This window comes from Bradyrhizobium sp. CSA207 (assembly GCF_029051685.1).
Taxonomy (GTDB): Bacteria; Pseudomonadota; Alphaproteobacteria; order Rhizobiales; family Xanthobacteraceae; genus Bradyrhizobium.
Genome location: NZ_JAACFT010000039.1, coordinates 64,232 through 77,348 on the forward strand (window position 1 = coordinate 64,232; position 13,117 = coordinate 77,348).

14 protein-coding genes are annotated in these 13,117 nt (G+C 66.0%); 8 read left to right on the top strand and 6 right to left on the bottom strand.

Annotation, left to right across the window (positions count from 1 at the left end):
- Positions 1 to 81: 81 nt before the first annotated feature.
- The 3 genes from GWG65_RS33400 to GWG65_RS33410 all read left to right on the top strand — a co-directional run bounded on the left by GWG65_RS33400 (position 82) and on the right by GWG65_RS33410 (position 2,780).
- Positions 82 to 894, top strand: coding sequence for a PAS-domain containing protein (locus GWG65_RS33400; protein ID WP_275199741.1), 813 nt, complete (start codon positions 82 to 84; stop codon positions 892 to 894).
- A 226-nt stretch (positions 895 to 1,120) separates the two neighbouring features.
- Positions 1,121 to 1,576 (top strand): GNAT family N-acetyltransferase, encoded by a 456-nt coding sequence (locus tag GWG65_RS33405; protein WP_275199742.1) that lies wholly within the window; start codon positions 1,121 to 1,123, stop codon positions 1,574 to 1,576.
- A 262-nt stretch (positions 1,577 to 1,838) separates the two neighbouring features.
- A complete protein-coding gene (locus tag GWG65_RS33410; RefSeq protein ID WP_275199743.1) occupies positions 1,839 to 2,780 on the top strand; it encodes an aldo/keto reductase in 942 nt (313 codons plus the stop codon).
- 18 nt (positions 2,781 to 2,798) lie between these two features.
- Here GWG65_RS33410 and GWG65_RS33415 read toward each other — a convergent pair whose 3' ends face one another.
- The 3 genes from GWG65_RS33415 to GWG65_RS33425 all read right to left on the bottom strand — a co-directional run bounded on the left by GWG65_RS33415 (position 2,799) and on the right by GWG65_RS33425 (position 6,046).
- Entirely contained in the window at positions 2,799 to 3,122 is a 324-nt protein-coding gene (locus GWG65_RS33415; RefSeq protein WP_275199744.1) for an antibiotic biosynthesis monooxygenase, read from the bottom strand.
- A gap of 138 nt (positions 3,123 to 3,260) precedes the next feature.
- Positions 3,261 to 4,481 carry a DUF1501 domain-containing protein gene (locus tag GWG65_RS33420; RefSeq protein WP_275199745.1) on the bottom strand — a complete coding sequence of 407 codons (1,221 nt, stop codon included), beginning with the start codon at positions 4,479 to 4,481 and terminating at the stop codon, positions 3,261 to 3,263.
- Positions 4,478 to 6,046 carry a DUF1800 family protein gene (locus GWG65_RS33425; RefSeq protein WP_275199746.1) on the bottom strand — a complete coding sequence of 523 codons (1,569 nt, stop codon included), beginning with the start codon at positions 6,044 to 6,046 and terminating at the stop codon, positions 4,478 to 4,480. The genes GWG65_RS33420 and GWG65_RS33425 overlap by 4 nt, the downstream gene beginning before the upstream one ends.
- 115 nt (positions 6,047 to 6,161) lie before the next feature.
- On the opposite strand from GWG65_RS33425, the gene GWG65_RS33430 reads away from it, so the two are divergent.
- Positions 6,162 to 6,389: a cysteine-rich CWC family protein gene (locus tag GWG65_RS33430; protein WP_275199747.1), complete on the top strand. Its 228-nt coding sequence runs from the start codon at positions 6,162 to 6,164 to the stop codon at positions 6,387 to 6,389.
- 63 nt (positions 6,390 to 6,452) lie between these two features.
- Here GWG65_RS33430 and GWG65_RS33435 read toward each other — a convergent pair whose 3' ends face one another.
- The 3 genes from GWG65_RS33435 to GWG65_RS33445 all read right to left on the bottom strand — a co-directional run bounded on the left by GWG65_RS33435 (position 6,453) and on the right by GWG65_RS33445 (position 8,327).
- Complete coding sequence (locus tag GWG65_RS33435; RefSeq protein ID WP_275199748.1) at positions 6,453 to 7,151, bottom strand: glutathione S-transferase family protein; 699 nt, start codon at positions 7,149 to 7,151, stop codon at positions 6,453 to 6,455.
- A gap of 169 nt (positions 7,152 to 7,320) precedes the next feature.
- Positions 7,321 to 7,551 (bottom strand): hypothetical protein, encoded by a 231-nt coding sequence (locus GWG65_RS33440; RefSeq protein ID WP_275199749.1) that lies wholly within the window; start codon positions 7,549 to 7,551, stop codon positions 7,321 to 7,323.
- Positions 7,548 to 8,327: a sulfite exporter TauE/SafE family protein gene (locus tag GWG65_RS33445; RefSeq protein ID WP_275199750.1), complete on the bottom strand. Its 780-nt coding sequence runs from the start codon at positions 8,325 to 8,327 to the stop codon at positions 7,548 to 7,550. The genes GWG65_RS33440 and GWG65_RS33445 overlap by 4 nt, the downstream gene beginning before the upstream one ends.
- 316 nt (positions 8,328 to 8,643) lie before the next feature.
- Here GWG65_RS33445 and GWG65_RS33450 point away from each other — a divergent pair, with 316 nt between their 5' ends.
- The 4 genes from GWG65_RS33450 to uvrB all read left to right on the top strand — a co-directional run.
- Positions 8,644 to 9,561 (top strand): LysR substrate-binding domain-containing protein, encoded by a 918-nt coding sequence (locus GWG65_RS33450; protein ID WP_275199755.1) that lies wholly within the window; start codon positions 8,644 to 8,646, stop codon positions 9,559 to 9,561.
- A gap of 136 nt (positions 9,562 to 9,697) precedes the next feature.
- Positions 9,698 to 9,922, top strand: a complete 225-nt coding sequence (locus tag GWG65_RS33455; RefSeq protein ID WP_275199751.1) for a hypothetical protein — start codon at positions 9,698 to 9,700, stop codon at positions 9,920 to 9,922.
- A gap of 47 nt (positions 9,923 to 9,969) precedes the next feature.
- On the top strand, positions 9,970 to 10,200 hold the full coding sequence (locus tag GWG65_RS33460; RefSeq protein WP_275199752.1) for a hypothetical protein: 231 nt from the start codon (positions 9,970 to 9,972) through the stop codon (positions 10,198 to 10,200).
- 104 nt (positions 10,201 to 10,304) lie between these two features.
- A partial coding sequence (uvrB, locus tag GWG65_RS33465) for an excinuclease ABC subunit UvrB (protein WP_275199753.1) occupies positions 10,305 to 13,117 on the top strand: 2,813 nt, incomplete at its 3' end.

Below are 13,117 nucleotides of genomic sequence, written 5' to 3' on the forward strand. Positions count from 1 at the left end.
TCGCACGAAATCGCATCGCATTGGCGCAACAATCAGTCAATGTTGCGGCCTTACCTCGTACGGGAGCAGCGAGACAGGCCCATGCGGCTCGGATGGCGTGCCATCTCCGGTCCGGCGTTGACGGCAGCGATCGCGCTGCTGGCGGTCCTGCTCGACCGCCATCTGCCCGTCCCCTCGCCCGCGCCGCTATTCGTATGCATCGTCGCCGTTGCAGGCTCGCTGTCGGGCTTCGCCTCCGCGATGACCAGCGCGGTCATCGCGATGGTCGGCGCGGCGCCGTACGTCCTCGGCCATCGCGCCGGGCCCGGCTTCGCCGCGGCAGACCTGGTCGCACTCGCTCTCCTGGCCTTCGCGGCCGCCGCCACCGCCGCCACCACCGGGCTGATGCGCGAGCGCCTGATCGGCGCATTCGCCTCCGAGCGCCGCAACCACGCCACCGCCGCGCGGCTGTCGGCTGCGCTCGACCAGGTCGATATCGGCATCGTGCTGCTCGATGCCGAGACGCGCGCCGAATTCATCAACCGCGCGTTCCGCGACTATTTTGCGCTGCCGGACGAAGTAGCCGACAGCAAGCCGCCCTTCATCGCGCTGATGTATCACGGCCGCGACACAGGCGCGTTCGAACTGCCGGAGGACGAACTCGGCACCTTCATCGCGCAGCGCATGGAGATGGTGCGGATCGGCGATACCACGCCGATCAACATCAGCTTGCGCAATGGCGAGGTGCTGCGCTTCGTCTGCGCCGCTCTGCCCGACGGCGGACGCATGCTGAGCTACACGCCGGTCACCGACCTCGTGCGCCACACCGATGCGCCGTCCCGCGCCGATTACTACCGCTCGCTGCGCGATCCCACTGGCCGCAGGCTGATCCGCTATCTGCGTGTTGCGGAGTGATGCGAGGGCTCGGCCTTATGGTTCGAGACGCGCCGCAAGCGTCGCTCCTCACCATGAGGGTCTAAGATTTCGCTGCGGAACGTCATCCTGAGGAGCCCGCCAAAGGCGGGGCGTCTCGAAGGGTGGCCGCAGGAAGACCTTTTGCAAACACGACAACAGCGCGATTGATAGGTGCGTCCATCATCACGTATGAAGGACGCCTCATCGATCGATCGCGGAAACTCACATGTCGCTCACCATTCGCGCCGTCACCAAGCAGGACTACGAACAATGGCTGCCGCTGTGGGACGGCTACAACGCCTTCTACGGCCGCTCCGGCCCGACCGCGCTTGCGCCCGAGATCACACGCGTGACCTGGCAGCGTTTCTTCGATGCCTATGAGCCGGTGCATGCGCTGGTCGCGGAGAGCGACGGCCGGCTGCTCGGGCTGACGCACTATTTGTTCCATCGCAGCACCACTGCGATCGAGCCGTCATGCTATCTGCAGGACCTGTTCACCGCCGAGGCGGCACGCGGCAAGGGCGTTGGCTCGGCGCTGATCCATTGCGTCTACGAGCGAGCCAGGAGCGTCGGCGCGCCGCGCGTCTATTGGCAGACGCACGAGACCAACGTCACCGCGCAGGCCCTTTACGACAAGGTTGCGGAACGCTCCGGCTTCATCGTCTATCGCAAGATCTTCTGATCCCCGGCTGATGTGCCTGTGGATAAGTTCGGCTGTCACCAGCGCGTAACACTCCAGGGCTAGGTTGCGGCTGCGTCTGATCAGGCCCCCCGTCACCGATCAAGCGCCCCAAAGCGGTCCCCGTCAGTCGCCGCGTCTGACAGGGGCCGCATTTTTTTGCCCGCAGCTTCCTTGTCAGCATGGCTGCAACGCAGGCAGCGCCTTGCCGGTGCCGCGCACCGCAGTCACAATGTGCCGCTGCTTTGCTCTGACAGGACCTCCCATGGAAATTCGTAATCTCGGCGCCTCCGGCCTGCGCGTCTCTGCCGTCGGGCTCGGCTGCAACAATTTCGGCCAGCGCACGGACCTGGAGACCTCGCGCAAGGTGATCCACCGCGCGCTCGATCTCGGCATCACGCTGTTCGACACCGCCGACATCTACGCCGGCATGGGCGGCTCGGAGACGGTGCTCGGCACCGTGCTGGGCGAGCGCCGCAACGACATCGTGCTCGCCACCAAATATTCCAAGCCGATGGCGGCCGACGGCACCAAGCAAGGCGCCTCGCGCCGCTACATCATGAATGCGGTCGAGGCCAGCCTGACGCGGCTCAAGACCGATTACATCGATCTCTACCAGCAGCACGACCACGACCCGCTGACGCCGATTGAAGAGACGCTGCGTGCGCTCGACGACCTGATCCGGCAGGGCAAGGTCCGCTACATCGGCAATTCCAACTTCCCGGCCTGGCGCATCGCGGAGGCCGAGTTCACCGCGCGCGCGATGAACGTGAGCCGCTTCGTCTCGGCCCAGGACGAATACAGCCTGGTGGTGCGCGACATCGAAAAGGACCTGCTGCCGGCCACGCAGGAGTACAAGCTCGGTCTGTTGCCGTTCTTCCCGCTGGCGAGCGGCCTGCTCACCGGCAAGTACCAGCGCGGTGCCACGGCGCCCGCCGACACGCGCTTTGCCAAAGTGCCGGCACTGCGCGACCGCTACGTCACGCCGCGCAACGAGGATGTGGTCGAGAAGCTCCAGGCCTTCGCCAAGGCGCGCGGCCATTCGATGCTCGAGCTCGCCTTCTCCTGGCTCGCCGGGCGCCCGCAAGTGTCGAGCGTGATCGCCGGCGCCACCCGCGTCGAGCAGGTCGAGGAGAACGTCAAGGCGATCGCCTGGCAGCTCAGCGCCGATGACCTTGCCGAGATCGACCAGATCACCAAAGGCTGACGTTTTCGGCGCGGCGCACTACTTCGCGCCGCGTCCCACGGTCTGCATCACCTCAAAACCTTCGAACTGGGGATGGCCGAGATAAAGCGGCTTGTTGTCGCCGGCCTTGTGATGCGCGGCACGAAATGCCTCAGACTTGGTCCAGGCCTCGAATGCGGCGTGGTTCGCCCACACGGTGTGCGAAGCATACAGCGTGTGATCCTCGAGGTCGGGCCCCCGCAGCAGGTGGAATTCGACGAAGCCCGGCACCTTGTCCAGATGCGTGTCGCGCGACAGCCAGACCTGCTCGAAGGCGGCTTCAGAGCCTTTGGCGACGCGAAAGCGGTTCATGGCGATGTACATGCGGGTGGTCTCCTGATGCTCGGCCAATCATGTCGTCATTCCGGGATGCGCCGCAAGGCGCAGGCCCGGAATCCATGTTGCCGCGGATGAATAGATTTCGGGTTCGCGCTGAGGCGCGCCCCGGAATGACAGTTTTGGTTAGACAACCAGCCCCTTCATCGGCCGCGCTGTGGCGCTGTCGGGGAACACCGTCTCGGCCAGCACGCGATCGGACAGACCGAACTGGGCCTGCAGCACGCCCTTGATCACGGAACGCAGATCAGTGGTGGGCTTGAGGTCACGGCCCTCGTAGAGATTGGCGAGCTTGAGGCCCGGCCAATCGGAAATGACGCGGCCGCCCTTCACGGCGCCGCCGGCGAGCAGCGCGACGGTGGCTGTGCCATGATCGGTGCCGTCGGTGCCGTTGATGCGCGCGGTGCGGCCGAACTCGGTGGCGGCGACGACGACGGTATCGCGCCAGCGGTCGCCGAGACCGCTTTCGAATTCGGCGAGCGCGCCATCGAGACCGCCGAGCAAAAACGCCAGGCGTCCGACCGGGCCGCCTTCATTGGCGTGCGTATCCCAGCCGTCGAACGCAAGCGCCGCGATGCGCGGGCCGTCGTCGGCCGCCATCAGCTTGGCCGCGCCGCGCGCCACCTGCCGCATCTGCGCGACCGCATTGCCGCCCTTCGGCTTCATGTCGTCGCCGCTCGCGGCCTTCTCGAGCTGAAGGCCCTGCGACAACGCCGAGGCAAGCGCGGGATCGCGATGGCGGTAGAGATCGGCCAGCCGCATCGCGGTGTCGTCATCGGCCTGCGGCAGTGCGACCGGCGCCCAGCCGACGGTTGGAGCATTGCCGCGCAGCACCAGCGGCGTGGTCGGCCCGACGGCAAGAGCACTCGACACGCGCTCGCCGCGCGGCAACGCTTCGAGCGCGCGGTTGAGCCAGCCGGACTGCACGCGGCCCGGGCCGGCATAGCCGCTTTCGAGCACGTCCTGACCATCGAAATGCGAGCGGTCGCGATAGGGCGTCGCCACCGCGTGGATCACCGCGGCATGCCTGTCGCGGTACATGCGCGCAAATTCCGGCATCGCCGGATGCAGCGCAAAGAAAGAGTCGAGCATGATCGCGGGATGCGCGCCGTCCGCCGCGAGCGCGATCGAGCCGTGTAGGCCGGCATAATCGGGGTCACTGAGCGGCGCGACGGTGGAGAGTCCGTCGAGCGCGCCGCGCAGGATCACCACGATCAATCGGGGATCGCGCCCATCCGCCGCGCGCGCGAATTTCGGCAAGTAGGCCCACGCCGCGAAAGAGACGCCGCCGAGCAGGAGGCCGCGGCGCGAGGTGAGGAGCCGGTTCTCGCAGCAATCCATCGTCATCTCCTCTGCATTTCCGGCGACATCAACAGCAGCGCCAGCGCCTGCTGACGCGACTCCGCGCGCTCGATGGTCCGCCGCGTTTCGATCGAGGCCGCGTCGGCAGCTGCGAATTCCAAGAGGTCAAGCGGATCGATATTGTTGCCGAGCCGCGCGCCCATTTGCGCCGCGATGTCGAGCCGAAGCTTGACGCCTTCGGGCGCGGCCCAGGCGGCGTTGGTGTCGGGAAAACCGTTGGGTCCGGCCGGGGACCACAGGGGCTGGCCGAGCAGGTTCAGACTGTTGAGATAGCTGCCGGGATCCTCCGGCACGCGCGCCAGCAGCCGGCCGCTGGCGACCAGGAAATCGTAAGGTGAGCGCAGCTTAGTCAGCGGCGCCTGCCAGGCTTCGTTGGAATCGACCAGCGCGGTTGCGAGCGCCTTGAGATCGCCGTCGGTCTTGACGAAGACCTCGCGCAACCGCGCCACCAGAGCCTGGGGCGGATCGTCGGCGACGAAGTGACGAACGAATTTGGTGGCGATGAAGTTCGCCGTCGAGGGATGGCGCGCAATGTCGGCGAGTGCGGCCTCGCCCTGCGCCAAGCCGGTCGCCTCATAGGTCTTGCCGAGCAGCAGCTGCGGCCCAGGCTGGTGCGCATTGGCGTTGAACACGAAGGAGCCAGGTGCCCCTAACTGCCCCTGCCGGCCGGCAAAGCTCCAGCCCGTGATGATGCGCGCGAGCGAGGTCACGTCCTCCTGGGTGTAGCCGCCGCCGACGCCGAGCGTATGCAACTCCATGATCTCGCGCGCGAGATTCTCGTTCAGCCCGCGCTTGCGATTCTGGCCGGCGCGCGAGTCCGGCCCGAGCGACTGCTGGTTGTCGAGAAAGAACAGCATCGCCGGATGCTGCTCGACGGACCTGAGCATGTCGGCAAAGCGCCCGAGCACGTGCGGCCTGATCGCCTCGCGCTCGAACGCGCCGGCCCACATCCGCGCCAGCTCGCCCTTGCTGGCTGAGATGCAAAAATGGTTGGACCAGAACACGACCAGCCGCTCGGTGAAGCCGCACTCGACCAGCGTCGCGCGCTGCAACCGCGCCAGCGCTTCGGCACGAAAGGTTTTCTGGATAACGTTGAGCGGCTGCGGTGCGGGTTTTGCGGCGGGCGGCGCGGCTGCGCTCGGCTGCATGCTCTCCGGCTTCATGGCATTGTCGGCCGGTTTCGCCTCGGCCATTTGGCCGGCGATCTCGGTCGTCACCATGTTGAGCGAGAGATTGCGACGCAATTTGTTGTCGGGCTTCGGATCGCCCGGCGTTTGCGCCGGCGGCGCTTCAGCGGGCGTGCCGGCTTTCGCCGCGGCCTCGCGCGCCTGCTTGACCTGATCCTGGTAGGCGAACGCGGCCTGCCCCAGCTGCGGCGTCGATTGCAGGCCGGGCGCTTCCAGCAGCACGCCGCTCGGACGGTTCAGTTCCGCCTTGACGAAACCGCGCGGGTCGGACGCCGCATTGATGAGATCGCCGGACGCGCCGCCGCGGGAGCCAAAGCCGAAGCGGTTCAGCGCAACCAGGGCGGCTTGCGAATCGCGGGCCATCGATTTGTCCTTCGCACAGTCGTGAAGCGCTTTGCGTGGCTACGCACGTCGCATAATATACCGCAGCGGGAGATGAACCCGACGTGAAAATGATGGCAAAGCTTTTGCGCAAAGCATGACAATTTCGAAAGAATCTCCGTTGCAGGAACCGGGCCCACGCCGCCTCGCCTGCTCCCGCTGCGGCGCCGAGTTCGGCTGCGACCTCTCAGGTTCCTGCTGGTGCGCGGAAGAGACCACGCGGCTGCCGATGCCGGTCAAGGGCGACGATTGCCTGTGCCGGGAATGTTTGCGCAAGGCGGCGGCGGAAGCGGCGTCGCGTAGCCCGGATGGAGCGCAAGCGTAATCCGGGGAATAGTTCCGCAGACACCAATCCCGGATTTCGCTCGCTCCATCCGGGCTACGAAACTCACACCGCAAACCCCGGTGACTTCCGCGCCATCCCGTCGAACGCATCGAGCAGTTTTTCGCGCCAGGCATAAACCGGATCGTCCGCCTCCAGCAGCTTGAACGGGCTCACCACGCGCGCCCATTGGAAGCCGCCGAACACGATGTAGTCGGCATAGTTCGGCGCGCCGCCGCCAAGATAGGGCTGATGCTTCAGCGTCTGGCGCATCACCTCCAGCGATTTGCGGAAGGCGATGACGCCGGCATCCCGGCTCGCCATGATCTCTTCCAGCGGCTTGCCGCCGAAGCGCGCCTCGCGCGACTTGCGGAAATAGGCGGCATCGACCTCGGCAAGATTCTTGGGGATGTCGGCGATGATCAGCGGAAAGATGCCGCCGACAATGGCGATGTCGCCCCAGGCGTTGAGCATGCGCGCCATTGCGCGCCCACCATCGCCGCCGAACAGCGAGGGGCGGTCCGGAAAATTGTCTTCGAGATAGGTCGCGATCGTCCAGGAATCCACGACGGGCTTGTCGTGATGCAACAGCACCGGGACCCTCTCGGAGCCGTACGGTGCAATCGCGCCTTTCTCGGTGAAGCGCCAGGGCAGCGATTCCGCCGACAGCCCCTTGTGCGCAAGCGCCATTCGCGTACGCCAGCAGTAGGGGCTGAAGGGACGCGAGGCGTCGGTGCCGACGAGTTCGAACAGTTTGAGTGACATGATTGCGGCCTCCTCATGCTCCGTCATTGCGAGGAGCGCTTGCGGCGAAGCAATCCAGGCTGCCGCCGCGGAGACATTCTGGATTGCTTCGCTGGCGCTCGCAATGACGATGTGGAGACGGGTGCTCTCCCTCTCCCCGTCCTTCACGGGGCGGGGCGAGGCAAAGATGTCACCGCCCGTTGATCTGCAGCAATCTCTTCCCGTCTTCCGTCACCGCGATGATCAGCCCGAGACCCGGCAGCGTCTCGCGGGCGACGTAGCCGCGGTCGGCGGCGTCTTCCCAGATGGTGAGGCGGGGGCACGAGGTCTTCCAGGTCGCGATCACCTCGGCATAGGCGCGCGGTTCGCGTGCGACCCATTCGACGAAATCCAGCACCAGCGGATCGGCGGTCTCGCTCATTGCAAACCTCCCTTGTCGAAGGCGGCCAGCACCGGCGTGCGGACCAGCAGCCAGCTGCCATGGGCGATGTAGTAGCAGGCGATGGTGGTGATCAGCCGCGTCGCCCAGACGCGGTATTGGTGGTCGCTCATCGCTTCCAGCAGGCGGCGCGCCAGGCTGGTGCCGAGCATGGAGGCTGCGATCGCAATGCCGGCCAGCACCGGATCGAGCGCGGCGGCCTGGTCGATGATGCCGCCGAAATAGACCAGCTTGGCGAAATGGCTCGCGACCTGGCAGGTTGCCTTGGTCGCCACGATCTCGCGCCGGCCGAATTGGCCGCCGAGGAAAAACGTATCCATCAGCGGACCGGAGACGCCGGTCATCAGCATCAGGCCCATGCAGACCGAGCCGTAGAACGTGCCCTGCCAGATGCTATCGGGGTTGGGCTTGATGCCCGCCGGCATCATCCGCGCCATGAACGGCGTGACACCCAGCATCAACAGGGCAACCGGCTTGTCCGGCACATAGCGCGTGATCGACCACAGCGCGAGCGCCAGCGCGCAGCCGATCAGATAGACGAACACCGGCCGCCAGCGGATATGCGCCCGCCACAGCAAGGCGCGCCAGCCGTTCGAGGCCATCTGCGTGATCGCATGCAGCACCATCGCGGCCGGCAGCGGCATCAGGGCGAGCAGCACGCCGATCAGGATCAGCCCGCCCGCCATGCCGAACAGCCCCGACAGGAACGCGGTCCCGACCATCAGCAATCCAAGGGCAGCGATCATGATTGATGTCACGAGAGGTCTCCGGTGATGGCACGGCAAGCAAGGGACGCAAGATGCTTCACTCCCTCGCCCCGCCTGCGGGGAGAGGGTGGGGTGAGGGGGAGCCTCCGCGAGGAAAGTAGCAGTTGGATTCGCGGAAGCTCCCCCTCACCCGGAATCCGCGCTGCGCTTGGATTCCGGCCTCTCCCCGCACGCGGGGAGAGGCGAAGGGCAGCCTCTCTGCCTCAGCAAATCGCCACGAATTACGCCGATGTTTGTGCCCGGCTTGCCGCAGCTGCGCAAACTGAGTTATCTTGCCCTGGCATCAGCTTTTCTGAGGGTCGGGCAATTGCGGCGGCTGCTCTTTCTCAACGGCATCAAGGCATTCGAAGCGGCGGCGCGCACCGGCAGCTTTGCTGCGGCGGGCGTCGAGCTGAACGTGTCGGCCGCCGCCGTCAGCCGCATGGTGCATCTGCTGGAGGAGCGGCTCGGCGTCGCGCTGTTCGAGCGCAAGGCCAACCGTCTGGTGCTGACGCAGGCGGGACGCGCCTATCAGAGCGGACTGACCCCGATCTTCGATGCGCTGGCGAGCCTCACCGCGCAGGTCACCGCGCCCTCCGGCGTCCGCGTGCTGACCATCGGCGTCGGGCACACTTTTGCGATGCGCTGGCTGATCCCGCGGCTGTCGGAATTTCGCGCCGAGGAGCCCGACATCGAGGTGCGCTTCACCACCGGCGGCGCGTCGGTGCCGTTCGGCGAGGACTGGAGCTGCGGCATCAAGCTCGGCACCGGCGACTGGCCGGGACTGGTGGCCGAGCCGCTGTTCGCCGGCGACCTCACGCCGGTCTGCGTGCCCCGGCTAGCCGCAACGCTGAAGCGGCCGGCCGATCTGAAGGGCCCGAGCCTGATCCACGTCGCGCATTCGCCCGAGGACTGGCCGATCTGGCTCAAGGCCGCCGGCCTCACAAGGATCACCGCGCGCGGGCCTGAGTTCCAGTTCTACGGCCAGGCGCTTCAGGCCGCCGCCGACGGGCTCGGCATCGCCATGGGCATCCGGCCCTATATCGACGACGACCTCGCCGCCGGACGCCTGGTCGCGCCGTTCGACCTTTCGGTCCCCAAGGGCATGCGCTGGTATCTTCTCTATCGCAGTTTTCAGACCGAGCAGCGCGACTTTGCCGCCTTTCGCCGCTGGATCATGCGTGCGGCGGCCGGGCCTGCAGCCCGCCCCGTCAGGCGGATCGGCCGCACTGCGGCGCGGAACTGACGCTCTCAAGTAGCGCTCGGGGCGAAAAAGTCAGCCGCTTGTGAACGGCTTCACATACGGCAGACCGGAAACATGGTCCCCTGATCCTCCAACAACACGGTTACAAGACACTTGTACAGGACACTTGGGGACACCAATGACGACCCTTTACGACGGCTTTGACATCGAATCCTTCGAGGCGGGCAAGGGGCTGTGGCACGCCCGTATCCGGCGCGCCGATTTCAGCCCGCTTGCCATCGACGGCGTGCTGTTCCCCGCCATGGAAGTCGGCTTTGCCTGGCCCGATCCCGACGCCGCAATCGCCGATGCCAAGAGCCACATCGATCGCTTCCGCCGGCGCTCCGACAGCGACGACGAATAAGCGAGCGGGATTTCAAACGGGACAGCGGCGTAAAGGGGGGAACCGGGATGTCAGTCACCGACATCGACAACGCACAGCGGCCGAGGATCTATGCCCGCAATGTGCTGTCAAATTGCCCGGAATGCGACGGCGATCTCAGCGTGCTCCGTGTGATCGGCGGCCGCGCCGGATGCGAGTACTGGACCATGCGTTGCACCGATTGCGGCGGCATCCATCTCGACATCCTCGAGCCGAATCTGGCAGCCGGGCACGACGAGGGACCGCCGCCGGCGGCGTGATCGCAAGATCCGCTGCTGCCCTGCTGCCAACCTGCTGTCAGCAGCCTGCGCGTAGACGGGCATTCGCCCTTTCCTGAGGGGCGGACTCGTCCCATATTCGGGGCATGGCGAAGAAACCTGCTCCCCCCGCAAAATCTCCCAAATCCAAGGCGCCGAACTCCAAAGCACACCGGCCGGACGTGCAGCCGATCGGGCCGGCGCTGGCCGAACTGCTTAATCCGGCGATTAATCGCGGCGATGCCGGGCTTGGCTCGGGTACCGGCCTGCAGCCGCCGCCGGACAATTCGCGCGACCGCCGTTCCGGAGGCGAGGCTGCCGCGCATCGCGCGCGGGCCTCGACGCCGAAGGAGTTTCCGCAGGATACGCGGACAATTGCAGGCGACGTGATTCGTGGCTCAGCCCCCTCCCCGACCCTCCCCCACAAGGGGGGAGGGAGCGGAGAGAGCGGTGGTTTCGACGAAGCACCACAGGCCAATTACGGAACTGCCGCCACGATTCCGACGCTCGATCCGGAACTGGCCCGGCAGCTCGGGCTGCCGACGGAAGAGGACGACGCCGAGGCGCTGGCCCGTCCACCCCGCAACAAGATGGAGGCGCTCGGTGTCAAGGCGACCGCGGAGGCGCTGGAGGCGCTGATCCGCGAGGGACGACCGGAGTTCCGCGGCAACGACGGCTCGATGCAGGTGTGGACCCCGCACCGGCCGCCGCGCCCGGAGAAGTCCGAAGGCGGCGTGCGCTTCGAGATCAAGTCGGACTACCAGCCGCGCGGCGACCAGCCGACCGCGATCGCCGAGCTTGTCGAGGGCATCCAGCGCAACGATCGCACCCAGGTGCTGCTCGGCGTCACCGGCTCCGGCAAGACCTATACCATGGCCCAGGTGATCGAGGCGACGCAGCGCCCGGCCATCATCCTGGCGCCGAACAAGACGCTCGCCGCCCAGCTCTATGGCGAGTTCAAGAACTTCTTCCCGGACAACGCGGTCGAATATTTCGTCAGCTACTACGACTACTACCAGCCCGAAGCGTACGTCCCGCGCACCGATACCTATATCGAAAAGGATTCGTCCATCAACGAGCAGATCGACCGCATGCGCCATTCGGCGACGCGCGCGCTGCTCGAACGTGACGACGTCATCATCGTCGCCTCGGTGTCCTGCATCTACGGTATCGGCTCGGTCGAGACCTACACCGCGATGACCTTTGCGCTGAAGAAGGGCGAGCGCATCGACCAGCGCCAGCTCATCGCCGACCTCGTCGCGCTGCAATACAAGCGCACCCAGGCCGATTTCACCCGCGGCACCTTTCGCGTGCGCGGCGACGTCATCGACATCTTCCCGGCGCACTATGAGGACCGCGCCTGGCGCGTGAATTTGTTCGGCGACACCGTCGAGAATATCGAGGAGTTCGATCCGCTCACCGGCCACAAGCAGGACGAGCTCGAATTCATCAAGATCTACGCCAACTCGCACTATGTGACGCCGCGCCCGACGCTGGTGCAGGCGATCAAGTCGATCAAGTCCGAGTTAAAGATGCGGTTGGATCAGTTGCATGATCAGGGCCGCCTGCTGGAGGCGCAGCGGCTGGAGCAGCGCACCACCTTCGACCTCGAGATGATGGAGGCGACCGGAAGCTGCGCCGGCATCGAGAACTATTCGCGCTATCTCACCGGACGCCGGCCCGGCGAGCCGCCGCCGACGCTGTTCGAATACGTCCCCGACAACGCGCTGGTGTTCGCCGACGAAAGCCACGTCACCGTTCCGCAGATTGGTGCCATGTTCAAAGGCGACTTCCGCCGCAAGGCGACGCTGGCCGAATACGGCTTCCGCCTGCCCTCCTGCATGGACAACCGTCCGCTGCGCTTCGAGGAGTGGGACATGATGCGGCCGCAGACGGTTGCTGTGTCGGCGACGCCCAGCAGCTGGGAGCTGAACGAGAGCGGCGGCGTGTTCGTCGAGCAGGTCATTCGCCCCACGGGCCTGATCGATCCGCCTGTCGACATCCGCCCGGCCCGCACCCAGGTCGACGATCTCGTCGGCGAGGTGCGCGCCACCGCGAATGCCGGCTACCGCTCGCTGATCACCGTGCTGACCAAGCGCATGGCAGAGGATCTCACCGAATATCTGCATGAGCAGGGCATTCGCGTGCGCTACATGCACAGCGATATCGACACCATCGAGCGCATCGAGATCATACGAGATCTCAGGCTCGGCGCGTTCGACGCGCTGGTCGGCATCAATCTGCTGCGCGAGGGCCTCGATATTCCCGAGTGCGCGCTGGTCGCGATTCTCGATGCTGACAAGGAAGGCTTTTTGCGCAGCGAGACCTCGCTGATCCAGACCATCGGCCGCGCCGCGCGCAACGTCGACGGCAAGGTGATCCTCTATGCCGACCAGATAACGGGCTCGATGGAGCGCGCCATCGCCGAAACCGACCGCCGTCGCGAAAAGCAGGTGGAGTACAACACGGCGCATGGCATCACGCCGGAGAGCATCAAGAAGTCGATCGGCGACATCATGAACAGCGTCTACGAGCGCGACCATGTGCTGGTCGAGATCGGCGGCCACGACATGACCGACGACGTCATCTCGATCGGCCACAATTTCGAGGCCGTGCTCGGCGATCTTGAGACGCGGATGCGCGAGGCCGCCGCCGATTTGAACTTCGAGGAAGCCGCCCGCCTGCGCGACGAGGTCAAGCGGCTGCGCGCCACCGAGCTCGCCGTGGTCGACGATCCCACCGCCAAACAGCGCACCGTGCAGGGCAAGGCCGGCGCCTATGCGGGCGCGAAGAAATACGGCGATGCCGCCAATTTGCCGGTCAGTGCGATGAAGAAAAAAAGCGTCTCTGCTGCCCTCAAGGCCAGCGGCGCTGCCTCCTCTCCCTCTCCCCGTCCTTCACGGGGAGAGGGAGAGGAGGC

Excerpts from the sequence above, each read along its gene's own strand:
- GWG65_RS33400 (WP_275199741.1), top strand. The coding sequence starts at position 82 with ATGCGGCTCGGATGGCGTGCCATCTCCGGTCCGGCGTTGACGGCAGCG.
- GWG65_RS33405 (WP_275199742.1), top strand. The coding sequence starts at position 1,121 with ATGTCGCTCACCATTCGCGCCGTCACCAAGCAGGACTACGAACAATGG.
- GWG65_RS33410 (WP_275199743.1), top strand. The coding sequence starts at position 1,839 with ATGGAAATTCGTAATCTCGGCGCCTCCGGCCTGCGCGTCTCTGCCGTC.
- GWG65_RS33415 (WP_275199744.1), bottom strand. The coding sequence starts at position 3,122 with ATGTACATCGCCATGAACCGCTTTCGCGTCGCCAAAGGCTCTGAAGCC.
- GWG65_RS33420 (WP_275199745.1), bottom strand. The coding sequence starts at position 4,481 with ATGACGATGGATTGCTGCGAGAACCGGCTCCTCACCTCGCGCCGCGGC.
- GWG65_RS33425 (WP_275199746.1), bottom strand. The coding sequence starts at position 6,046 with ATGGCCCGCGATTCGCAAGCCGCCCTGGTTGCGCTGAACCGCTTCGGC.
- GWG65_RS33430 (WP_275199747.1), top strand. The coding sequence starts at position 6,162 with ATGACAATTTCGAAAGAATCTCCGTTGCAGGAACCGGGCCCACGCCGC.
- GWG65_RS33435 (WP_275199748.1), bottom strand. The coding sequence starts at position 7,151 with ATGTCACTCAAACTGTTCGAACTCGTCGGCACCGACGCCTCGCGTCCC.
- GWG65_RS33440 (WP_275199749.1), bottom strand. The coding sequence starts at position 7,551 with ATGAGCGAGACCGCCGATCCGCTGGTGCTGGATTTCGTCGAATGGGTC.
- GWG65_RS33455 (WP_275199751.1), top strand. The coding sequence starts at position 9,698 with ATGACGACCCTTTACGACGGCTTTGACATCGAATCCTTCGAGGCGGGC.
- GWG65_RS33460 (WP_275199752.1), top strand. The coding sequence starts at position 9,970 with ATGTCAGTCACCGACATCGACAACGCACAGCGGCCGAGGATCTATGCC.